Origin of the sequence: Mesorhizobium norvegicum (genome assembly GCF_004919685.1) — a bacterium.
Lineage (GTDB): Bacteria > Pseudomonadota > Alphaproteobacteria > Rhizobiales > Rhizobiaceae > Mesorhizobium > Mesorhizobium norvegicum.
The window spans coordinates 1-22,470 of record NZ_SMYZ01000070.1 but is presented as its reverse complement, the minus strand read 5'-3'; the positions used below and the strand labels follow the sequence as shown (position 1 = coordinate 22,470).

Sequence of the window (22,470 nt, the reverse complement as noted above, 5' to 3'; positions counted from 1 at the left end):
TAGGTAGAGTTCAATGTTGATCACTTGCCCTTATTGCGGCCCGCGCGACGTCATCGAGTTCACCTATCAGGGGGACGGCAACCGTGAGCGTCCCGACCCCGCCTCGCAGAATTTCGAGGCGTGGAACGCCTATGTCTATGACCGGCTGAACCCGGCCGGCGACCACAACGAGATCTGGCAGCATTCCGGCGGTTGCCGCACGCATCTGCGGGTCGTGCGCAACACGCTGACGCATGAGATTTCCAGCGTCGCCTTCGCGCATGGTGGTCATGGCTCGGCCGCGCGCCGCAAGGCGGAGGACAAGTCATGAGCCCGCGCCGCACCGACACTGGCGGCCGCATCGACCGGCTGAAAACCATCCGCTTCACCTTCGACGGTGCGGCCTATACCGGCCATGCCGGCGATACGCTGGCATCGGCGCTGCTGGCCAAGGGCGTCACGCTTTACGGGCGTTCGTTCAAATACCACCGCCCGCGCGGCCTGCTCACCGCCGGCGTCGAGGAGCCCAACGCCCTGGTGACGGTGCTGAAGGGCGAGGTCCGCGAACCCAACATTCCGGCGACGATGGTCGAGATCCATGACGGGCTGGTCGCCATCAGCCAGAACCGCTTTCCCTCGCTTGCCTGGGACATCAATGCCGTCAACCAGCTTGGCGGCAAGATCCTGTCGGCCGGCTTCTACTACAAGACCTTCATGGGACCGGTGTTCGGCCCGCTCAAGGGCACGCGCTTCTGGATGTTCTGCGAGCATTTCATCCGCCGCGCCGCCGGTCTCGGCAGCGCCGGATCGGCGAAGGACCCGGCCCGCTACGAGCGCATGAATGCCTTTTGCGACGTGCTGGTGGTCGGCTCCGGCCCGGCCGGCCTGATGGCCGCCAGGGCCGCCGCCGATCAGGGCGCGCGCGTCATGCTGGCCGATCTCGAGCCGCGTTTCGGCGGCTCGGCCAACTGGTCCGATGAAACGATCGACGGCGCGCCGGCCGCAGACTGGGCTCGTCGCACCGTCGCCCAGCTCGAAGGCCGCGACAATGTCCGGCTTCTGCCGCGCACCACGGTGTGGGGCTATTACGACAACAACACGCTTGCCGCGCTCGAACGGGTCAGCGACCACAAGGAGCAGCCAGGCAAAGGCGAGCCGCGCCATCGCTACTGGGCGATCCGCGCCAAATCCGTGGTCCTGGCCACCGGTGCTTTCGAGCGGCCACTGGTCTTCCCGGGCAATGACCGGCCAGGCGTGATGCTGGCGCATGCCGCCGAGCGCTATGCCAACGAATTCGGCGTGCTGCCGGGCGAGCGGATCGCGCTGTTCACCAACAATGACAGCGCCTATCGCGCTGCCATCGCCTTGAAGAAGGCCGGTGCCGCGGTCGTCGCCATCGCAGACATCAGGCCAGAACTTTCGCCGGAGATGCGCAAGCTGGCGGCGGAAGCCGAGGCCGAGATCTTTGCCGGCCATGCCGTCGTCGCCACCGAGGGCGGCAAGGCGCTGTCCGGCCTCAAGCTGCAACGCTTCGACATGACCAATGGCGCGCTGATCGGTGATGCGCGCAGCATCCATGCCGATTGCCTGCTGATGTCCGGCGGCTGGTCGCCGACCATTCATCTGGCCAGCCAGGCCGGCGCCAAGGCGGAATGGAATGCCGCGCGGCAAGCCTTCCTGCCACCGAAGCCGACACAGAGCTGGATCGGCGCCGGCGCCTTCACCGGCAGTTTTTCGACGCTCGAAGCGCTCGCCGAAGGCCGCGCCGCCGGCCTAGCCGCGGCCGGTGGACAGAGCACGCCAGCTGTATTGCCGGTGGTAGAGGCCGTACCCGGCGATCCCGATCCGGCGCCGGTGTTCGAAATCAGGGCCAAGGGCAAGAGCTTTGTCGATTTCCAGCACGACGTCACAGCCGAGGACGTGCGACTGGCGCACCGCGAAGGCTTCGTCTCGGTCGAGCATCTGAAGCGCTACACCACGCTCGGCATGGCGACCGACCAGGGCAAGAGCTCCAACGTCCCCGGCCTTGCCATCATGGCCGAAGCGCTGGGCAAGCCGATCCCCGAGGTCGGCACGACGCGCTTCCGGCCGCCCTTTGCGCCGGTGTCGATCGGCTCGCTGGCGGCGGAACGCTTCGGCGACCTGAGGCCAGAGCGGCTGACGCCGATGCATGACTGGCATCTCGCCAATGGCGCGACGATGTATTCCGCCGGTCTCTGGTACCGGCCGATGATCTACGGCCATGCCGGCGAAACGGTCGAGCAGGCTTATGTGCGCGAAGCCAAGGCGACGCGCGACAGCGCCGGCATCGTCGATGTCTCGACACTGGGCAAGATCGCCGTGCAAGGCCCTGATGCGGCCGCATTCCTCGACCGCGTCTACACCAACATGTTTTCGACGCTGGCCGTCGGCAAGGCGCGCTACGGGCTGATGCTGCGCGAGGACGGCCTTGCCTTTGACGACGGCACCACCTGGCGGCTTGGCGAGCAGGATTTTTTGATGACCACCACCACGGCCAATGCCGGCAAGGTGATGCAGCATCTGGAATATTTCCTCGACGTGATCTGGCCGGAGCTCAAGGTGCACGTCACCTCGGTGACCGACGAATGGGCGGGCGCCGCGATCGGCGGGCCGAAGGCCAGGCAGATCCTCGCCGCCTGTGTCACCGGCACAGCGGTCGACAACGCCACCTTGCCCTTCATGGGCATCGTGCGCGGCGAGATAGCAGGCGTGCCGGTGATGATCTGCCGGCTTTCCTTCTCCGGTGAAATGGCATTCGAGGTCTATTGCGGCGCTGGCCACGGCACCCATGTCTGGGAAGCGCTTGTTGAAGCCGGCAAACCGTTCGGGCTGGTCACCTACGGGCTCGAAGCGCTGGGCACGATGCGCATCGAAAAAGGCCATGTCACCGGCGCCGAGATCGACGGCCGCACCACGGCGCGCGACCTGCATCTCGACTGGATGCTGTCGAAGAAGAAGCCGTTCATCGGCTCGGCGATGATGGACCGCGAGGGCCTGATCGCGTCTGACCGCCTGGAACTGGTCGGCCTGATCGCCCTCGACAACAAGCCGCTCAACGGCGGCGCGCACATCGTCGAAGAGGTTGACGAAGCCAATCCGCACGGCTCGATCGGCCACATCACCGCGTGTTGCTATTCGCCGGCGCTCGGCAAGCACATCGCGCTGGCGCTGGTCAAGGCCGGCAAGGCCAGGCAAGGCACACGCGCCCATGTCTCCGATCCCTTGCGCAACCGGTTTGGACCGGTCGAGATCGTCTCCAACCATTTCTACGATCCGGAAGGGACCCGCATGCATGGTTGAGCGTCAATCGCCACTCGAACCGGAATTTCACGTCGGCTCACACGGCAATTTCGAGCACGGCGTCGAGATCATCCTGACCGAGACGAGGCCGGGCTCGATCGTGCAGCTCGCCGCCTGGCCGGGCGAAGAGAAGAAGCTGATCGCGGCCATCCGCACCGTCGCCGGGCTTGCTCTGCCCGATGGCGCCGGCGGTGGCCTGAGCGACGGCGTGAAGTCGGTGTTCGGCTTCGCGCCGGGAAAATTCACCGTTGCCGACGAGGTCGAAGGGCTGGCCGCGGCCTTTGCCAAGGTGGTGACCCCCATCATCGGCACGGTGACCGACCTTTCACATGGCCGCACCGCCATTCGCATTGCCGGGCCGAAGGCCGAATGGGTGCTGGCGAAATTCTTCGCCATCGACTTCGCGCTGCCAGCTTTTCCCATTGGCGCCGGCCGATCGACCACCCATCACGACGTCTTCGCCCAGATCCAGCGCACCGGCGCCGACCAGTTCGACATCTATGTCTTCCGCTCGTTCGCACGCTCGTTCTGGAAGGCGCTCTGTCACGCCAGCGAGGAAGTCGGCTACGAGGTGCAATAGGCCCTGTCAGTTACGACTGCTGCACCACAGCGCGCCAATCGGCGTTCTGCAGGACGACGCGGTAGCCATCGCAATCCTCGAAGGTGACCCCTTGCCTGTCCCAATAGGGATTGAAGGACGGCACCGTGGCATAGCCATGGTCCTTCATGCGCTGCACGGCCGCTTCCCAGGCGTCACGATCCGGCATGTAGAAGACGACCAGATTGTCTTGTGTCGGCGCCCTACCCGCGTCGTGGCCATGGGCGTGGGTGAATTCGAAATGATACGCGTCGCCGGGCTGCCCGAGCATGACGCCGTCGAAGCCATCATGGCCGCTGAAGCGAAACAGTTCCTGAAGACCGAGACCATCCCGGTAGAAGCGGATGACCGCCTCCAGATCGTTCGTCGGCCGCGCCACGCGCAAGATGAGATCAGGTTTCATTGGACGTCTCCTTTTTGGGTCGGCTGCGAGTCGGGCTGGGCTGAGTGTGGTGCAATCGTACTTGCCCATTGCGTCACGACGAGCCCGGCGATGATGAACGCAAGTCCGGCGAAGCGGGCAATATTCACCGGCCGATGGGCAAAGCTCATCAAGGCGAAATGGTCGATGATCAGCGACGCGGCCATCTGGCCGGCAATGACGGCAACGATGAAGCTCGCGGCACCGAGCCTCGGCGCCAGAAGCAGCGCGGCGGTGATGTAGACCACGCCTGCCGCGCCGCCGATCCAGATCCACCACGGGCCTTTGAGCGCCATCCCGACGGATGGAACCGGCAGCCTGAAGGCCATCATGACCGGGACGATCAACACGACGCTGACGCTCAGCGAGACGAAGGTCGCCCAGAGCGGATGGCCGAGCAGGCGGCCAAGCATGGCGTTCGCCCCTGCCTGGAAAGGCACGGCGGCCCCCGCCAGCAAGGCGGCGACCAGAAAGGAAAAGGCGCTGCATAGACCGGCAGGATGTTGTTGTAGCCGAGCTGGTGGCCGAGCGTCACGATGCCGATCAGCACTTGTGGGGTATTCTTGATCAACGGCTCGATGTTGATCATGGTCAAAAGCTCAGGCCGCCTGGCAAACACCGCGGCGGCGCAGAAGATGGCCATCACCACCATGGTGGTGACAATGTGGGCGGCATAGAGCACACCGGCCCGGCGCCACATCTTCAACGTTGCCAGCAGCCGATTTCCAGGCTGGAATTTCTTTCCGTAAGCGAGCGCGACCGAGATGCCGGAGATCAGCACGAAGACCTCCGCCGCGTCCGAAAAGCCCAAGTTCTTGTAGGTCAGAGACTCGAAGGCCGTGCCCGGCACATGGTCGACAAAGATGGTCAGCAGAGCGAGAGCGCGCAACACATCGATACGCGTGTCGCGATCGGCGATGCGCGCATCGCGGTCCGAGACACGCGAATCGCGGTCTGGGATACGCGTGCCGCGATCCGAGGAAATAGGGGTGGTCATCGACAAAAAGGCCTCAAAGCTGGTTGTTCATGCCGGCAATGCGACCCCCGGCGCACCGCTTCGATTCCTCCCGAAGGAATGGTATCGGCGAAGAAACGGACTGTAATGCGCCCGGTTCAATCAACTTTCGCGGAGCTTGAAAATATTGCGTTTTGAAGCCGGCAAACTGATGGGAATCATCATGAAATCAAAAGGATGAGGCCATGACCGTAAGGACCTCACAAGATGGTGCGCTGCTGCGTGATCTCGCGTTCAGCTACCGCCTTTACAGCCCGGCGGATTCAACCAGCGAATGCTTCTTCCTGCTGCATGGATCGGGTGTCGACGAGACCACATTGGTACCGCTGGCAAGAGAGATCGCGCCGCGTGCCGTGCTGATCGCCGTGCGCGGCCGCATCGTCCAGGAAGACGGTTTCCGCTGGTTCGCGCGCATCACGCCGACGCGCTTCGAGCAGCACAGCATCCGCGATGAAACACATGCCTTCGCGGGCTTCGTCAGTGATGCGGCCACACGCCACCATCTCGATCTCTCCCGCACGAATTTCCTCGGCTATTCGAACGGCGCCAATCTGGTCTCGAGCCTAATGCTGCTGCATCCCGGCCTTGTCGAACGCGCTGCGCTGCTGCGACCGATGCCGGTGCTCGATGACGTGCCGGCGACGGATCTGTCAACGGTGCGGGTGCTGATGATCGCCGGCGCCGCCGACCTCACCTACGCGCCCTTCGCGCCGGCTCTGGTGACATTGCTCAGCCAGCACGGCGCGGAGATCGATGCCCGGATTGTCTCATCGGGTCATGAATTCGGCAGCGCCGACGCAGCGATCGTCAGGCAATGGCTGGCGGCAGTGGCGGTGGCGCAGGCAGGCTGACAGGCCTTCGAAGCGCCTGCGCTGCTGCCGCTGTTCTGCCTCGGCACCCGCCACCGAATAGACTGTTGGCTACCCTCGTCCCATCCTGTTCCAGGCATCCAGCCCGGCGATCTTGTAGGCCTCGGCGAGCGTCGGATAGTTGAAGGTGTTGTTGACGAAGAAGTCGACCGTGCCGCCGAGATTGATCACCGCCTGACCGATGTGAATGAGTTCGGTAGCGCCCTCGCCGATGATGTGCGCGCCGAGCAGGCGGCGCGTTTCGATCGAGAACAACAGCTTCAGGAAACCGGTGTTGACGCCCATGATGTGGCCGCGCGAGGTCTCGCGGAAACGCGCCACGCCGACCTCATAGGCCGCACCGCTCTCGCGCACCTGTTCCTCGGACTGGCCGACCGTCGAGATTTCCGGCACCGCGTAGATGCCGTAGGGAAAGGTTTCCGGCGGCGGCGGCAAGGGCACGCCGAAAGCATGGCAGGCCGCCACCCTGCCCTGCTCCATCGAAGTCGAGGCCAGGCTCGGAAAGCCGATGACGTCGCCGGCGGCGTAGATGTTGGGCACGCTGGTCTGGAAGGATTGCGGATCGACTTTGATACGGCCTCTGGAGTCGGCGTCGATGCCGACGACATCCAGGCCCAGGCTGCCGACATTGCCGGTACGGCCGGCGGCGTAGAGCACGACCTCGGAACGGATGGTGCGGCCATCGGCCAGTTCGACCTCGGCAGCGTCCGGCTTGGAGCGGATTTCCTTCACCGCGCTGCCCAGCCGGATGGTCATGCCGCGATCGCGCATCTGGTGGATGAAATCGTCGACGATCTCGCGGTCGACGAAATCGAGGATCGAGTTGCGCGGCTCGACCAAGGTTACCGGCACGTCGAGCGCCGAAAAGATCGTCGCATATTCGACGCCGATGACGCCGGCGCCGATCACGGTCAGCGTGCGCGGCAAGCGATCAAGCTCCAGCATCTCGTCGCTGTCAAAGACGCGGGTCTTGTCGAAAGGCACATCGCGCGGCCGGTGCGGCCTGGTGCCGACCGCGATCAGCGCATTGGCAAAACCAACCTCGCTGTAATCGCCGGTGTCGGTGGTCAGGCTGACCTTGTTGGGACCGAGAAATTTCACCGCGGCGCGGGCGCTCTTGACCGTGTTGCGCATGAACTGGTGCTGCAGAACCTCGACCTCGTGGTCGAGCGTTTTGTGCAGGCGCTCGACCAGATCGCCGACCGAGATATCCTGCTTGACCCGGTAGCCGCGCCCGTAGAAGCCGCGCTCGCGCCAGCCGGAGAGGTTGAGCACCGTTTCGCGCAGCGTTTTCGATGGAATGGTGCCGGTATGCACGGAGACACCGCCCAGACGCCGGCCGCGGTCGACCACCAGCACCGATTTGCCGAGCTTGGCCGACTGCACCGCGGCACGGCGACCGGAAGGGCCGCTGCCGATGACCAGCATGTCGTAGTCCATCTTGCCCCGTCCCCTGCCCCTGAGCGCTTTGTTGCGCCGCAGCAAGCTAATGCCATCCGCGCCGCAAATTCAACCGGTTCAGATTGCATCCCGAGCTGTTTGAGCTCGTGTGCCGCAAAAAGCCCGATCTTGATTCCGCGACAGGCCCTCACCATTTCATTGCTGAGCGGCCCGCACCCTATGCAGGGCCCCTGTTACGAGGAAATGACATGAACGCGCGCGTTCTCGACGGCGAAATCATCACCAGCAGGCTTGACGATGTCAGGGCCTATGACGGCGTGCGCACGAAGCGCATCCTGGCCTTCGTGATCGACTATGTCATCGTCGCGCTGCTCACCATTCCGTTTGCCATACTGGTGTTCTTCCTCGGGCTTTTGACCCTCGGCCTTGGCTGGATGCTGTTCGGCATCCTGGTGCCGGCCGTTGCCATCCTCTACATCTGGAACACGCTGGGCAGTGCCGACCAGGCCACCACGGGCATGAAGATGATGGGCATCCGTCTCGACCGGCTCGACGGCAGGCCGATCGACGGTCTCACCGCGGTCGTCCATTCGGTGCTGTTCTGGGCCGGCAACGTCATGCTGTCGCCGCTGGTCCTGCTGGTGACGCTGTTTTCCGACCGCAAGCGCACCTTGCACGACCTTTTGCTTGGCACGGTTGTCAGCCGCACCGACCGCTGAAATGGCCCTGCGAAGAGCAGTCGCAACCGATTGAGCACAAATGTGAAGGCGTCAAGTCGACCGCGCCTCTATAATCCTGTTGAATTTTTCGCCGTCCGCGCCAAAGGTAGGGCGATTCGAAGGAGTGTTTCCAAGGCTCGATGACGCAGCATCCGACCCAGTCGCCGCAGTTCTTCCTGACCGCGCCGTCGCCGTGTCCCTATCTCGACGGCCAATTCGAGCGCAAGGTGTTCACGCACCTGGTCGGCGACAAGGCGGCGGAGATGAACGACCTGTTGACGCAAGGTGGTTTCCGGCGCTCGCAGAACATCGCCTACAGGCCGGCATGCGAGACCTGCCGCGCCTGTGTTTCGGTACGCATCCTGGCCCAGGAATTCGTCGCCAGCCGCAACATGAAACGCGTGCTGCAGCACAATTCAGATCTCGTCGGCCACATGCACAATGCCGAGCCCTCGACCGAACAATATTCCCTGTTCCGCAGCTACCTCGATGCCCGCCACCGCCGTGGCGGCATGTCCGACATGACGGTGCTCGACTATGCGATGATGGTCGAGGACACCCATGTCGACACCAAGGTGATCGAGTATCGGCGGCGCGGGCCCGACACCTTCATCACCGGCAAGGGACAGGGCGAGCTGATCGCGGTGGCGCTCACCGACAAGATGGCCGACGGCCTGTCGATGGTCTATTCCTACTTCAATCCCGATTTCGAGGAGCGGTCGCTCGGCACGTTCATGATCCTCGATCACATCGCCCGCGCCAGGGCGATGGGCCTGCCCCATGTCTACCTCGGCTACTGGGTCAACGGCTCGCGCAAGATGAATTATAAGATGCGCTTCATGCCGCAGGAGCATCTCGGCCCGAAAGGCTGGGAGCGCTACACCAACGAAGCGGTCACGCGCTAACTATCCTTTCCCAAGTCCGGGCCTAAACATTTTCAACTGAGATGATGCCGGTCTTTCCGCTGGTGGGCGGAGAGCGTGCGATTGCGCCGATCCGCCATCCTCTCCCGAATTCATTGCGAAAGCCGCTGCATGTCGCCTCACGATGCTCACACCAAAGGACTTCTGCTCACCGCTTTTGGCGGACTGACGCTGACCGTGGACATCCCGCTGATCCGCCTCGCCCATGGCGATGCGTGGACGATCTTGCTGCTGCGCACCGGCTGCACCGTTCTTGCCGGGCTTGTCATTTGGATGGTGTGGCGCTCGTTGAGCGACAGGGCGCCACAACTCGTTCCCGGACGGCTGGGACTTGCGGTAGCAACGCTCTACGGGCTCGGCTCGATCGCCTTCATTACCGCCGTCTACAACACCTCGACCGCCGATCTCGTCTTCATCCTCGCCTTCACCACCATGTTCTCGGCGCTGCTTTCCTGGCTGTTCCTGAAGGAGCGGCCACGGCCGCTGACAATGGTGGCGCTGGCATTGATGATCATTGGGATTGCCATCATCGTCGGCGACTCCATCGGCAACGGATATCTGTTCGGCGACATCATGGCCTTGTGCTCGGCCCTGTGCGTCGCCTGCGCCATCACCATTTCGCGGGCGAGCGGCAAGGATATGGGCTTCACCGCGCTGATCGGGGTGGTGCTGCCTTTCGCCGTCGCCGCCTTCATGGTTTCGAAGACCGGCTTTCAGGTGGAGGCGCCATGGTGGATCATCCTCAACGGTGCCGTCATCATGCCGATAGCGTTCTTCTGCCTCGCCAACGGGCCGAAATACATCTCAGGTCCCGAGGTGGCGATGTTCTATCTCCTGGAAACGGTTTTGGCGCCGGTCTGGGTATGGATGATCTTTGCCGAGACGCCGTCGCGCAACAGCCTGATCGGCGGCGCCATCCTGATCGTCACGCTGATTGCGCATTCGCTCTGGCAACTGCATGAAGGGCGCAAGCGCCGTGCCGACCTTGCGGTGCATCATCCGGTGTAGCGCAGGCCGGCTTTCGAGAGCATTTCACCGTTTCACGGAAACGGTGAAACGCTCTAACTCTTTGTTTTGACGCAATTCCGGACGGAAAACCGTTTCACACTTTTCCTGGAATTGCTCTAGATCAGGCGCTGGCCTTCTTCGCCACGTCAGGTTCCGGCAAGGCCTCGATTTGCGGGCCGGATTCGATTTCGGCTGGCGAGCCTGGGACGATTTCATCGGCCAGTTCCACCTCGCGCAGCCATTCGCGCCAGATCGCGACCAGCAGGGCCATCAGCACCGGACCGATGAACAGGCCGAGAAAACCCATGGTCTTGACGCCGCCGATCAGACCGAAAAAGGTTGGCAGGAAGGGCAGTTTTATCGGCCCGCCGACGAGTTTCGGGCGCAGTGTCTTGTCAACGATGAACAGTTCGACCGCGCCCCAGAGGAACAGCGCCAGCCCGGCCATCGGCGACCCGCTGGCGGCGAGATAGATCGAGACCAGCGTGAAGGATAGTGGTGCACCGCCGGGGATCAGCGCCATGACGCCGGTCAGGGCGCCGAGTGTCACCGGCGACGGTACGCCGGCCAGCCAGTAGGCAATGCCCAGCACCAGGCCTTCGCCGATGGCGATGACGGTCATGCCGGTCACCGTCGACGAGATCGTCGCCGGCACGACGCGCGAGATTCGCTCCCATCTGGTCGGCAGGATGCGTTCGCCGAGGCGGTCGACCTGGCCGGCAAAATGCTCGCCGTCGCGATAGGCGAAGAACAGCGCGATCATCATGAACAGCAGCGTCAACAGCAGGCCGAAAGCGCTGCCGCCGGCGGCCAGCACGCCGCGATAGATGCTGCCGATGTTGGCGCCGCTGACCAGCTGGATCAGCTCACCAATGCCGCCGGGATGGCCAAAATTGGTCGTCCACTGCTCGTTCAACCACTCGCCCACGACGGGCATGGTGGCGATCCAGTGCGGTGTCACCGCACCGTGACGGTTGGTCTCGATCGCCCAGGCGACCCACTCGCGAACCTCGTTGATCGCGTAGGTGCCGGCCAGCGCGATCGGTATCACCAGGAAGGCGAGGATGAAGAGGATGGCAAAGGTCGCGGCCATGGTGCGGTTGCCGCTGACTGCAACGAGCAGGCGCCGGTAGAGCGGCCAGCTGGCGAAAGCGATGACGAGCGCCGCCAGCACAGGAAACAGGAAGCCGTGGAAGAAATAGACGCCGGCGGCGACGATCAGCACCAGCAGCCAGCGCGCCGCCGACAGCGGCGGAATGACGGCGGCCCGCAGCGGCGTCGACAGGCCGAACAGGCGCTGGTGCCGTTCCGGTTTCTGGATTCTGGATTCCTTCAAACGCCTGCCTCTCCCGAAGACCCTTCCCGCTTATGCACTGATATAGTGCAGCAATCGTGACGATAGTCCAAATGGTTGGTATCTCCCCCCTCGAGGGGGAGATGGCCGGCAGGCCAGAGGGGGTCGCCGCTCATGAAGCGCTAGCCTCCTTCGTCTGCGATAGGAGGTCGCGTCAGGACGTTCCGACCCCATCTGTCGCCTTCGGCGACATCTCCCCCTCAAGGGGGGAGATTGGTCAGCCAAACTTCCCCGTCCTCGGGAATCCCTTCGGCACCATGCGGCCGGCCGAGGCACGGGCGCCGATCCATTCGGCCAGTTCCTCGCGCGACCGGATGAAGGTGCGGTCGGCTGAATCTTGCCAGGAGAGGCCAGTCTCCAGGGTAAACGGCTTGAGATCGAGAAGACCGCCGTCCTTGTATTTCTGCAGCCGCACGCCCTTGCCGCGGCCCATCTCCGGAATCTCGGAGAGCGCGAACACCAGCATCTTGCGATTCTCGCCGACGATGGCGAGATGATCGCCGGTGACCGGGATGCAGCGCTTGGCTTCGTCGGGCGCCTTGACGTTCATCACCTGCTTGCCCTTGCGGGTGTTGGCGACGACTTCCTCCTCCGACACGACGAAGCCATTGGCGTCGTGCGAGGCCAGCAGCAGCTTGCGTTTCGGGTCGTGAACGAAGGCGGTGACGATGTCCTGGTCATTGTCCATGTCGACGATGATGCGGATCGGCTCGCCATGGCCGCGCCCGCCAGGCAGCCGGTCGGCGCCGATGGTGTAGAACTTGCCGCCGGTGGTGAAGACCAGCACCTTGTCGGTGGTCTGGGCATGGAAGGCGAGCTTGAGGCTGTCGCCCTCCTTGAAGGTCAGCGTCGAAAGGTCGGCCAGATGCCCCTTCATCGCCCGCAGCCAGCCCTTTTCCGAGACGACCACGGTGACCGGCTCGCGCTCGATCATGGCGTGGGCAATGTCGGTCAGATCATGCTCGGGCGCGTCGGCGAACTGGGTGCGGCGCTTGCCGAGCTCGGTCTCCGGGCCGAACTTGTCGCGGATGTTGGTGACTTCCCACTTGATCGTCGCCCACTGCTTCTCGTTTGAAGCAAGCAGTGCCTCGATCTGCTTCTTCTCGGCGCTCAGGCCGTCGAATTCCTTGCGGATCTCGAATTCTTCAAGCTTGCGCAGAGCGCGCAGCCGCATGTTGAGGATGGCTTCGGCCTGGGTGTCGGTGAGCGACCAGCGGGCCATCATGACCTGCTTTGGCTCATCCTCCTCGCGGATGATCCTGATCACCTCGTCGATGTTGAGGTAGGCGATCAGGTAACCGGCAAGAATCTCCAGCCGTCTTTCGATCTCGCCAAGCCGATGTTTCGAGCGGCGGATCAAAACCTCGCGGCGGTGCTCGAGCCATTCCTGCAGCACGCCCTTCAACGACAGCACGTTGGGCACCTTGCCGCGCGACAGGACGTTCATGTTGAGCGGGAAGCGGCTTTCGAGCTCGGTCAGCTTGAACAGCGATTCCATCAGGATGCCGGGGTCGACCGAACGGCTCTTCGGCACAAGCACGACGCGGACGTCCTCGGCGCTCTCGTCCCTGATATCCTCAAGCAGCGGCAGCTTGCGCGCCATCAGCAGCTCGGCGATCTTCTCGATCAGCCGCGCCTTCTGCACGCCATAAGGGATTTCGGTGACGACGATGCTCCAGGTGCCCCTGCCCTGGTCCTCCTGGATCCACTTCGACCGCACGCGAAAGCCCCCGCGTCCGGTTTCATAGGCTTCGAGGATAGAGGCGCGGCTGTCGACGATGATGCCGCCAGTCGGGAAATCCGGCCCCTGGACGAAGTCCATCAGCTTCGCCACCGGCGCGTCCCGGTGTTCGATCAGGTGAAGGGCCGCGTCGCAAAGCTCGGCCGCGTTGTGCGGCGGGATCGATGTCGCCATGCCCACCGCAATGCCGGACGAGCCGTTGGCCAGCAGGTTCGGGAAGGCGCCGGGCAAAACCACCGGCTCCTCGTCTTCTTCATTGTAGGTCGGCCGATAGTCGACGGCATCCTCGGTGATGCCGGATAACAGTTCGGTCGCCACATCGGTCATGCGCGCTTCGGTGTAGCGCATGGCGGCGGCGTTATCGCCGTCGATGTTGCCGAAATTGCCTTGTCCGTCGACCAAGGGGTAGCGCATCGAAAAATCCTGCGCCAGCCGCACCAGCGCGTCATAGATCGACTGGTCGCCATGCGGGTGGAACTTGCCCATCACCTCGCCGACGATGCGGGCGCATTTGGCAAAGCCCTGGTCCGGATTGAGCCGCAGCAGACGCATGGCGTGCATGATGCGGCGATGGACCGGCTTCAGTCCGTCGCGCACGTCGGGCAGCGCCCGGTGCATGATGGTCGACAGCGCATAGGCCAGATAGCGCTCTTCCAGCGCCTTCTTAAGATCGACCGGCTCGATATGATCGCCACCGCCATTTTCAGGCGGCAAAAGCCTTTTTCCCATGGGCTGGGACTAGCCGAGCCGATGATTCGCGGCAAGAGGCAGGCGGATATACCGGCCCTTCTGCAACATGAAACCATACACTTGACGATGTCGACCAACATCAGCCTGTTACATGCGGGTTCTATGGCCAAGCGCGACGATATCAGGCAACCGGCTCTTCATGACAAATTCACCGGTTTGCGCAAAGACGGTGGGATCGAGTTTGCCTTTCACCGTGATTTTTGACCATTGTGCCGGGACACGCCTTTTTCCCGTCCAGTTCGTCACGGAATGGTGATGGCGCAAAGAATTGAAAAACAATTTCAGGACACTCTCAGGGACCTTGCGATGACAATCAAACGCTCAACTCTCCAGAAATTCGCCTTTTCGACCTTCTTGCTCACGCTGCCGCTCAACGCCGCCCTCGCCCAGGATGCGGCCGTCGCCGACCGGCTGAAGGCGGCACTGTCCGCCCAGGGCGTCGACATCACCTGGACCGGCGTGACCGGTGACAACACCAGCATGGTGCTGCAGGGCGTTGCCATCAAACCGGCGGCGGAAAAGGAAGCGCTCACCATCGGCGACGTCAAACTCGAAGGCGTCACCGAGGCAAATGGCGGCTATGACATCGCCACCGTGTCGACGGCTGCCTTCGAGCACAGCAAGGACGGCGTCACCCTCGATCTCAGCCCCTTCGTCATCCACGACATGACGGTTCCGGCGGATGGAGCCACCAGCCCGCTGGGTTCGCTGATGATGTACAAGTCCGCCGAACTCTCGAACATGACCGTCAAGGTCGCCGACAAGACCGCCTTCTCGATGGACGGGCTTGCCATCGAGATCACGCCGCCGGCGGACGGCAAGGCGATGGAATTCACCGCCACCACGGAAAAGTTCAACGCCGACCTGACGCTGGTCGACGACCCCAAGTCCAAGGAAGTCATCAACGCGCTCGGCTACCAGAACATCGCGGGCAATCTCGAGATGGCCGGCACCTGGCAGCCCACGGACGGCAAGATGGAACTGTCGAAATACGACATCTCCGTCGAGAATGCCGGCACGCTCGGCATGACCTTCGATCTTGGCGGCTACACGATGGACTTCATCAAGTCGCTGCAGGAAATGCAGAAGAAGATGGCGGTACAGTCTGAAGGCGCCGACAATTCGGCACAAGGCATGGCGATGCTCGGCCTGTTGCAGCAGCTGTCGTTCAACAGCGCCTCGATCCGCTTCGACGACGATTCGCTGACCAACAAGGTGCTGGACTATGTCGGCAAGCAGCAAGGCATGTCCGGCAAGGACATCGCCAACCAGGCCAAGGCGATCGTGCCGTTCGGCATGGCGCAGCTCAACAATCCCGAGCTGACGGCACAGGTCACGGCCGCGGTCAGCAAGTATCTCGACGATCCGAAGAGCCTCGAAGTCTCGGCCGAGCCGCCGGCATCGGTGCCGTTCGCGCTGATCATGGCGGGCGCCATGTCCAACCCGCTCGACCTGCCGAAGACGCTCGGCGTCACCGTCAAGGCCAACGAAGACTGATCGACGCGATCCCAATATGCGAAAAGCCCGGCAGCGATGCCGGGCTTTTTGTTGGGATTAGCGAATCGAAAGATCGGTTCGGGCGGTTCTTTAAAGCATCGCCAGAGCGCGATCAGGCGTCCTTCTTGGGCACAGCAACGCGCAGCGCCAGGTCGCGAAGCTGCTGTGGGCTCGCTTCCGACGGCGCGTTCATCAACAAATCATAGGCCTGCTGGTTCATCGGGAACATGGTGATCTCGCGCAGGTTCTTCGCCCCGAGCAGCAGCATGACGACGCGGTCGACGCCGGCAGCCATGCCGCCATGCGGCGGCGCGCCATACTGGAAGGCGCGGTAGAGGCCGCCAAAGCGCTCCTCGACCGTGGCGCGATCCAGCCCGACCGTCTCGAACGCCTTGACCATGGTTTCGGGCAGATGGTTGCGGATACCTCCACTAGCGATTTCGAAGCCGTTGCAGACCATGTCGTACTGGAACGCCTTGATGCCGAGCAGATCCTCGCCATTCAGCGCATCGATGCCACCTTGAGGCATCGAGAACGGGTTATGGGCGAAGTCGATCTTCTTCTCCTCCTCGTTCCATTCGAAGAACGGGAAGTCGACGATCCAGCACAGTTCGAAACGCTCGCGGTCGACAAGGTTCAGCTCCTCGCCGGCGCGCGTGCGCGCAGCACCAGCGAAAGAGACGAACTTCTTCGGATCGCCGGCGACGAAGAAAGCGGCGTCGCCATCGGCAAGGCCGAGCTGAAGGCGGATCGCCTCGGTGCGCTCCTCGCCAATGTTCTTGGCGAGCGGGCCGGCGCCTTCGAGCTTGTCACCCTCCTTGCGCCAGAAGATATAGCCGAGCCCCGGCTGCCCCTCGCCTTGCGCCCAGGAATTCATGCGGTCGCAGAAGGCGCGGCTGCCGCCGGTCTTGGCCGGAATGCCCCACACCTCGGCCTTCGGGTCGTTGGCCAGGATGTTGGCGAACACCTTGAAGCCGGAGTCGCGAAAATGGTCGGAGACGGCCTGCATCTCGATCGGGTTGCGCAGGTCGGGCTTGTCGGAACCGTATTTGCGCATGGCGACATCATAGGGAATGCGCTGGAATTTCTGCGTCACCGGCTTGCCGTTGGCGAAGGTCTCGAAGACCCCGCGCATGACCGGCTCCATGGTCGACAGCACGTCGTCCTGCTCGACGAAGCTCATCTCAAGGTCGAGCTGGTAGAATTCGCCGGGCAGACGGTCGGCGCGCGGGTCCTCGTCGCGGAAGCAGGGCGCGATCTGGAAGTAGCGGTCGAAGCCCGACACCATGATCAACTGCTTGTACTGCTGCGGCGCCTGCGGCAGCGCGTAGAAGGTGCCGGGATGGATGCGCGACGGCACCAGGAAGTCGCGCGCGCCTTCCGGCGACGAGGCGGTCAGGATCGGCGTCGAGAATTCGGTGAAGCCAACCTCGCCCATGCGCTTACGCATTTCGGCGATGATTTTTGTCCGCGCAATGATGTTCTTGTGCAGCGTCTCGCGGCGCAGGTCGAGGAAACGGTATTTCAGGCGGATGTCTTCGGGATAGTCAGGCTCGCCGAACACCGGCAGCGGCAATTCCTTGGCCGCCGACAGCACTTCGATCTCGCGGGCGAAAATCTCGATCTCACCGGTCGGCAAATTGGCGTTCGTGGTCTCGGGCAAGCGCGCCTTGACCTCGCCGTCGACGCGGATGACCCATTCGCCGCGCACGGTCTCGGCGACCTTGAAGGCCGGAGAATCCGGATCGGCGACGATCTGGGTCAGGCCATAATTGTCGCGCAGGTCGATGAAGAGCAGGCCGCCATGATCGCGCACGCGATGCACCCAGCCCGACAGGCGAACGGTCGAGCCGACGTCGCTCTTCCTCAACTGGGCACAGGTATGGCTGCGGTAACGGTGCATTGTCATTGGTAAAGTCCGGGGTGCTGGGTTGCGGGCCGAGGCATCACGGCCCGGCCCTGAAATTTGCGCGAAAAGCGCATGGGAGGCCGGATTTGTCAAGGCAAGCAGGTCGCGTGCGCTTCTTTCGCCTTCAGCCCGGGACTTCGGCCGAACCCGAAACCAAAGTGCCGTGACCGGCCCCGTCTCGCCCCACCTTCATGCGAAGTGGATTTCGGCGCCCTGACGCTGGAAATCCGCAAGGATTGCGGCCGGTGCGGTCTTTTCGACCACCAGATGGCGGATCGCCTCGGCCCCGGCGACGCGATAGGGCGCCGCGGTTGCCAGCTTGTCGTCGGTCACGGCAACGACAATGCCGGCGCTGTTTCGAGCCATGGCCCGCTTGACCTCGGCCTCGGCCGGATCGAAAGCCGTTACGCCACGCGTAGCGTCGAGACCGCAAGAGCCCAGGAAAAACAGATCGGCGCCAAGCTGCGCGACGGCGGCCAGCGTGTCGGCGCCGACGCAGGTTCCTAGGTCGCGGACGAACCTTCCGCCGAGCACGATCAACTCAACCAGGGCGTGATCGGAGAGGGCCGAGGCAACACTTAGCGAATTGGTAGCGATGGTCAGCTCGAGGTCGTGTGGAATGGCCCTGGCGAGAGCGGCGTTGGTGCTGCCGCCGTCGATAAACAAGGACTGCCCAGAGGAAAGCAGCGCGACAGCCGCGCTTGCCAGCCGCATCTTCTCCTCAACGGCGTGACCACCGCGCAGGCTGATGGGAGCATCTGCGAACGGCGCCGGTGCGACCGCGCCGCCATAGACGCGGCGGCATTGACCGGACTTCGCCAGCTCCCTCAGGTCGCGGCGGACGGTGTCCTCCGAAACGCCGAAGCGGGTCGCCAGTTCACCGGCCAACACACTTCCCTCCGCCGCCAGGCGGTCGCGGATGATTCGATGCCGCTCATCTGTCAGCATTGCATGGTTCCGTTTTGTTTGTGCACGTTCTTGCATGTTTTGCACGTTTATGCAAGGAGACAGGACTCCCGTTGCCGGACAGCCAGCCACCGGCTTCCTTTTCATCGAAAGCACCGCGCCATGGGCCTCAACCTCGCTCCCCAACACCGGGTCTATGCCGGGTTTGCGATCTATTCGTTTGCCATGGGCAACATTTTTCCGCGGCTGCCCGACATCAAGCACGCCATGAACATCCAGGATGGCACGCTCGGGCTTAGCCTGATCGGCACACCGATCGGCACCTTGACCGCGCTTACCCTGGCAACGCCGGTACTGGAGCGCGTCGGTTTCCGACGCGCGCTGCTCGGGCTGGTTCCGCTGGTGGCCGCAGCCTATGCCATCGCGGTGCATGCGCCGGGACCCCTCGCCTTGTTCCTGCTGCTCGTTCCGGTCGGCCTGATGATCGGCAGCATCGAAATCATCCTCAATGTCGAAGCTGATAGAACCGAATTCCTGCTCAAACGCCGCATCATGAACCGGGCCCACTCATTCTGGAGCATGGGCTTCTTCGGCGCAGGTCTGTTCGGCGCGGCGCTGGCGCATCTCGGCGTGTCGCCGCAATTGCACCTGGCGATTGTCGTGCCCATGGTCGCGGCATCGGTGACGCTGTTTCTCGGCGGCTACGAACCAGCGCCGAGCCGCTTCGCCGGCAACGGTGACAAGGCCCCCGCGCTGGCAAGGCCGACACTGCCAATCCTCGTCCTCGTCGCGGTGACACTGTCGGCAATGCTGATGGAAGGCGCCAGCATCGACTGGTCGGCGATCTATATGCGCACCGTGTTCGAATCCGGCCCGTTTGTCGCCGGGTTCACGGTAGCGCTGTTTGCGTTCTCGCAAGCAACCACGCGTTTCTTCGCCGACAGCTTCGTCGACCGCTACTCGCCAAGCGGCGTGGCGCGCGTGCTGTTGGCGAGCATGGCGACTGGCGTGCTGCTCGTCTTCCTGTCGCCTGCCCCGTTGCTGTCCCTGCTGGGTTTCGCCCTGCTGGGTATCGGCACCAGCGCCCTCTTCCCGCTGGCGATTTCGGCGGCCGCACAGCGAACAGATCGCCCCGCGGCAATCAATGTCGCGGCGCTGTCGCAAATATCCTTCGTCGCCTTCCTGCTTGGCCCGCCACTGCTCGGATTTGTCGCCGACCATTGGGGCATCCGCTCGGCCTTCGGCATCGGCATCCCGTTCATCGCGCTCAGCCTGCTGACGGCTGGATCGCTTGGACGGCGGCCACCGCCGCACGGCAAGTCCGCATTGGCGGGCGAAGTGCCCGAGCCCACACGGGAGAAGATACCGGCGCAGACCGGCGAGGTTTGACCGTTCTCGTGACGTGGGAGACCTTCCACGAGCAATTGGACATATCCTCGCTGTAGTTGGCCAAGAATTGCCGCTGGTATTGGCCAAGACGATGGTTCAAGAAGGGATCACCGACACGTGATTGCTTCATGTCCTCCATCCGCCCACTGATCCCGCTCCTTCTCGCCGCCGGCATCCTGCTCGGCGGTAATGGGCTGCAGAGCACGCTGATCGCGCTGCGTGGCGCGCAGGAAGGGTTTTCCGCTTCCGACATCGGCCTGATGGGCACCTTCTATTTCGCCGGCTTCCTGCTCGGCTGCCTGGCGATCACCCGCATCATGAAGGCGGTCGGCCATATCAGGGCATTTTCGGCGCTGGCGGCGATCGCCTCGGTCGGCACCTTGCTGCTGGTGCTGGTTCTCGATCCGGTGATGTGGTGCGCGGTGCGCTTTGCCGGCGGCTTCTGCTTTGCCGGGCTGTTCACCATTGTCGAAAGCTGGCTGAATTCCGGCGTCGCCAACAAGGATCGCGCCCGCGTGCTGGCGATCTACCGGATGGTCGACACCGGCTCCGTCACCGGCGCGCAGTTCCTGATCCCTGTCTTCGGCGCCGGCGGCTTCACTATCTTCGCCATCATGTCGATCATGATCACCTTGTCGTTGGTGCCGGTCTCGCTCGGCGACCGCTCCAACCCGACGCCGCCCGAAGACGTCAAGCTCGACCTGGCGCGCGTCTGGCGGATTTCGCCGCTGGGCTGCTTCGGCTGCATCGCCGTCGGCGTCACCAACAGCGCCTTTCGCACGTTGTCGCCGGTCTATGCCGAGCAGATCGGCATGTCGGTCGCCGATGTCGTCACCTTCGTCAGCGTCGGCATCTTCGGCGGCGCCATCATCCAGTATCCGCTCGGCTACCTCTCCGACCGCTGGGACCGGCGCCGGGTGCTGCTGATAACGACCTGCTGCGCGATGCTTTCGGCACTGGCGCTGGTGTTCATCGCCGGCAGCAATCCGCTGCTCAACTTCATCATCATCTTCATCTTCGGCTGTTTCGCCATGCCGCTCTATTCCCTTTCGGCGGCGCATTCCAACGATCGCGCCGACACGGGCGAGTTCGTGCTGATCAACGCAGCGCTGATGCTGTTCTATTCCTTCGGCGCCATTGGTGGCCCGTTTGCCGCCTCGACGGCGATGCAGTATTTCGGACCGAGCGCGCTGTTCGTGTTCAGCGCCGTGGTCTATGCGATCTTCATCGCCGTCATTCTCTACCGGATGCAGGCCCGGTCCGGCGTGCCGGCAGGCAGGCGCAGCCGCTTCACCGCGCTCTTGCGCACCTCGACGGTTTTCGCACGGCTGGCCAAGAGAAACAGCGATTCCGACGGGCCGACGGGGTCGTAACGATGGCGCCAAAGCTTGACGAAAGCCCCGCCGGCTGAAATCTAGGAAGACCTTACTCCTGCCAAAAGCGATTTGATGCACGTCATCACCACCCAGAAAGAACTCGAGACCGTTCTCGCCGCTTTCGAAAAGTCGGATTTCGTCACCGTCGACACCGAATTCATTCGAGAAACGACCTTTTGGCCGATCCTGTGCCTGATCCAGATGGCCGCACCCGGCGTGACGGCGCTGATCGATCCGCTGTCGCCTGATATCGACCTGAAGCCGTTCTTCAAGCTGATGGCCAACGAGGCGGTGGTCAAAGTCTTCCACGCCGCTAGGCAGGACATCGAAATCATCGTCCACCTCGGCGATCTGGTTCCGCATCCAGTGTTCGACACTCAAGTGGCGGCGATGGTCTGCGGCTTCGGCGACAGTGTTTCCTATGATCAGCTCGTGCAGCGGATCACCGGGGCGCGGCTCGACAAGTCGTCGCGTTTCACCGACTGGCGCCACCGGCCGCTTTCCGACAAGCAGCTCGACTACGCGCTGGCCGACGTCACCCATCTGATCGAGGTCTATCAGCACCTCAGCGCCGAGCTGGCGCGGGAAAACCGCGCCCATTGGCTCAACGAGGAAATGGAGGTCCTGACCTCGCGAGAGACCTATGACCCGCACCCCGAGGACGCCTGGAAGCGGCTGAAGATGCGGCTGCGCAAACCGCAGGAACTGGCGATCGTGCAGGGCGTGGCGGCTTGGCGCGAGCGCGAAGCGCGCGAACGCGACGTGCCGCGCGGCCGCGTGCTCAAGGACGACGCGATCTATGAGGTAGCGCAGCAGGCGCCGCGCGACGCAGCAGCCCTTGGCAAGCTGCGCACGACGCCGAAGGGCTGGGAGCGCTCCTCGACGGCGACGGCCCTGCTTGGCGCGGTCAACACCGCGCTTGCCTTGCCCAAGGAGCAGATGCCGAAGCTGCCGAAGAATTTCCAGCCGCCCGAGGGCTCGAGCGCTGCGGCGGAACTGTTGAAGGTGCTGCTGCGGATCGTCGCCGAAAAGGAAGGCGTCGCCTCGAAAGTGCTAGCCTCCAGCGACGACATCGATCGCATCGCCGCCGAGGGCGAGGATGCAGACGTACCGGCGCTGCAGGGCTGGCGGCGCGCGGTGTTCGGCGAGGCAGCGCTCAAGCTTGTGCGCGGCGAGATCGGCATCAAGTTCGACAAGCGCAAGATCGCGCTGTTTGATCTTTAGAGACTCCGGAGCAGAGCACCGGAGCAATCTGTTCGTCCGTGTCGAATGCTGCTAAGGCTTGTTGAGATTC

Annotated in this window: 19 protein-coding genes and 1 pseudogene; 12 read left to right on the top strand and 8 right to left on the bottom strand. The window is 63.3% G+C overall.

The genetic code is table 11. The features are described from left to right. Positions 1–13 precede the first annotated feature (13 nt). Genes FCU66_RS27890 through FCU66_RS27880 form a run of 3 tightly spaced genes read left to right on the top strand, consistent with a single transcriptional unit; the run spans position 14 to position 3,880 of the window. On the top strand, positions 14–310 hold the full coding sequence (locus FCU66_RS27890; RefSeq protein WP_136621360.1) for a sarcosine oxidase subunit delta: 297 nt from the start codon (positions 14–16) through the stop codon (positions 308–310). Then, the gene (locus FCU66_RS27885) at positions 307–3,300 is read left to right on the top strand and encodes a sarcosine oxidase subunit alpha (protein ID WP_136621361.1); all 2,994 of its coding nucleotides are present in this window, start codon (positions 307–309) and stop codon (positions 3,298–3,300) included. Before FCU66_RS27890 ends, FCU66_RS27885 begins: the two co-directional genes overlap by 4 nt. Next, complete coding sequence (locus FCU66_RS27880) at positions 3,293–3,880, top strand: sarcosine oxidase subunit gamma (RefSeq protein WP_136621362.1); 588 nt, start codon at positions 3,293–3,295, stop codon at positions 3,878–3,880. Before FCU66_RS27885 ends, FCU66_RS27880 begins: the two co-directional genes overlap by 8 nt. A 10-nt stretch (positions 3,881–3,890) precedes the next feature. Here FCU66_RS27880 and FCU66_RS27875 read toward each other — a convergent pair whose 3' ends face one another. The 3 genes and pseudogenes from FCU66_RS27875 to opgC all read right to left on the bottom strand — a co-directional run. Continuing rightward, positions 3,891–4,301, bottom strand: a complete 411-nt coding sequence (locus FCU66_RS27875; protein WP_136621363.1) for a VOC family protein — start codon at positions 4,299–4,301, stop codon at positions 3,891–3,893. After that, positions 4,298–4,732: a DMT family transporter gene (locus tag FCU66_RS27870; RefSeq protein ID WP_246094043.1), complete on the bottom strand. Its 435-nt coding sequence runs from the start codon at positions 4,730–4,732 to the stop codon at positions 4,298–4,300. Before FCU66_RS27870 ends, FCU66_RS27875 begins: the two co-directional genes overlap by 4 nt. 71 nt (positions 4,733–4,803) lie before the next feature. Next, a pseudogene (gene opgC / locus FCU66_RS27865) lies at positions 4,804–5,316 on the bottom strand (OpgC domain-containing protein); the annotation flags it as partial. Between the two features lie 203 nt (positions 5,317–5,519). Between opgC and FCU66_RS27860 the strand changes: the two are divergent. Further along, complete coding sequence (locus tag FCU66_RS27860) at positions 5,520–6,185, top strand: alpha/beta hydrolase (RefSeq protein WP_136621365.1); 666 nt, start codon at positions 5,520–5,522, stop codon at positions 6,183–6,185. A gap of 69 nt (positions 6,186–6,254) precedes the next feature. Here FCU66_RS27860 and sthA read toward each other — a convergent pair whose 3' ends face one another. After that, entirely contained in the window at positions 6,255–7,643 is a 1,389-nt protein-coding gene (gene sthA / locus FCU66_RS27855; protein WP_136621366.1) for a Si-specific NAD(P)(+) transhydrogenase, read from the bottom strand. A gap of 209 nt (positions 7,644–7,852) precedes the next feature. On the opposite strand from sthA, the gene FCU66_RS27850 reads away from it, so the two are divergent. The 3 genes from FCU66_RS27850 (at position 7,853) to FCU66_RS27840 (ending at position 10,254) form a co-directional block, all read left to right on the top strand. Further along, the gene (locus FCU66_RS27850; protein WP_136621367.1) at positions 7,853–8,323 is read left to right on the top strand and encodes an RDD family protein; all 471 of its coding nucleotides are present in this window, start codon (positions 7,853–7,855) and stop codon (positions 8,321–8,323) included. A 140-nt stretch (positions 8,324–8,463) separates the two neighbouring features. Continuing rightward, on the top strand, positions 8,464–9,228 hold the full coding sequence (locus FCU66_RS27845) for an arginyltransferase (RefSeq protein WP_109668555.1): 765 nt from the start codon (positions 8,464–8,466) through the stop codon (positions 9,226–9,228). 129 nt (positions 9,229–9,357) lie between these two features. Next, the gene (locus FCU66_RS27840; protein WP_136621368.1) at positions 9,358–10,254 is read left to right on the top strand and encodes a DMT family transporter; all 897 of its coding nucleotides are present in this window, start codon (positions 9,358–9,360) and stop codon (positions 10,252–10,254) included. Between the two features lie 121 nt (positions 10,255–10,375). Here the strand turns inward: FCU66_RS27840 and FCU66_RS27830 are convergent, their stop codons facing one another. Then, complete coding sequence (locus FCU66_RS27830) at positions 10,376–11,590, bottom strand: AI-2E family transporter (RefSeq protein WP_136621370.1); 1,215 nt, start codon at positions 11,588–11,590, stop codon at positions 10,376–10,378. Positions 11,591–11,825: 235 nt separating this feature from the next. Continuing rightward, positions 11,826–14,078 carry a DNA topoisomerase IV subunit A gene (gene parC / locus FCU66_RS27825; RefSeq protein ID WP_136621371.1) on the bottom strand — a complete coding sequence of 751 codons (2,253 nt, stop codon included), beginning with the start codon at positions 14,076–14,078 and terminating at the stop codon, positions 11,826–11,828. On the opposite strand from parC, the gene FCU66_RS27820 reads away from it, so the two are divergent. Continuing rightward, positions 14,034–14,303: a hypothetical protein gene (locus FCU66_RS27820; protein ID WP_168992119.1), complete on the top strand. Its 270-nt coding sequence runs from the start codon at positions 14,034–14,036 to the stop codon at positions 14,301–14,303. The two genes, parC and FCU66_RS27820, sit on opposite strands and share 45 nt — an antisense overlap. A gap of 102 nt (positions 14,304–14,405) precedes the next feature. After that, a complete protein-coding gene (locus tag FCU66_RS27815; RefSeq protein ID WP_136621373.1) occupies positions 14,406–15,596 on the top strand; it encodes a hypothetical protein in 1,191 nt (396 codons plus the stop codon). A 112-nt stretch (positions 15,597–15,708) separates the two neighbouring features. On the opposite strand, the gene aspS is transcribed toward FCU66_RS27815, so the two are convergent. Together aspS and FCU66_RS27805 are read right to left on the bottom strand one after the other, a co-directional pair. After that, a complete protein-coding gene (aspS, locus tag FCU66_RS27810; RefSeq protein ID WP_027038352.1) occupies positions 15,709–17,499 on the bottom strand; it encodes an aspartate--tRNA ligase in 1,791 nt (596 codons plus the stop codon). Between the two features lie 195 nt (positions 17,500–17,694). Beyond that, a complete protein-coding gene (locus FCU66_RS27805) occupies positions 17,695–18,675 on the bottom strand; it encodes a DeoR/GlpR family DNA-binding transcription regulator (RefSeq protein WP_246094042.1) in 981 nt (326 codons plus the stop codon). 3 nt (positions 18,676–18,678) lie between these two features. On the opposite strand from FCU66_RS27805, the gene FCU66_RS27800 reads away from it, so the two are divergent. The 3 genes from FCU66_RS27800 to rnd all read left to right on the top strand — a co-directional run bounded on the left by FCU66_RS27800 (position 18,679) and on the right by rnd (position 22,400). Continuing rightward, positions 18,679–19,800, top strand: a complete 1,122-nt coding sequence (locus FCU66_RS27800; RefSeq protein WP_246094041.1) for an MFS transporter — start codon at positions 18,679–18,681, stop codon at positions 19,798–19,800. A 128-nt stretch (positions 19,801–19,928) separates the two neighbouring features. Further along, on the top strand, positions 19,929–21,173 hold the full coding sequence (locus tag FCU66_RS27795) for an MFS transporter (protein ID WP_136621376.1): 1,245 nt from the start codon (positions 19,929–19,931) through the stop codon (positions 21,171–21,173). Positions 21,174–21,248: 75 nt separating this feature from the next. Further along, positions 21,249–22,400 carry a ribonuclease D gene (gene rnd, locus FCU66_RS27790; protein WP_136621377.1) on the top strand — a complete coding sequence of 384 codons (1,152 nt, stop codon included), beginning with the start codon at positions 21,249–21,251 and terminating at the stop codon, positions 22,398–22,400. The last annotated feature ends 70 nt before the right edge of the window (positions 22,401–22,470 follow it).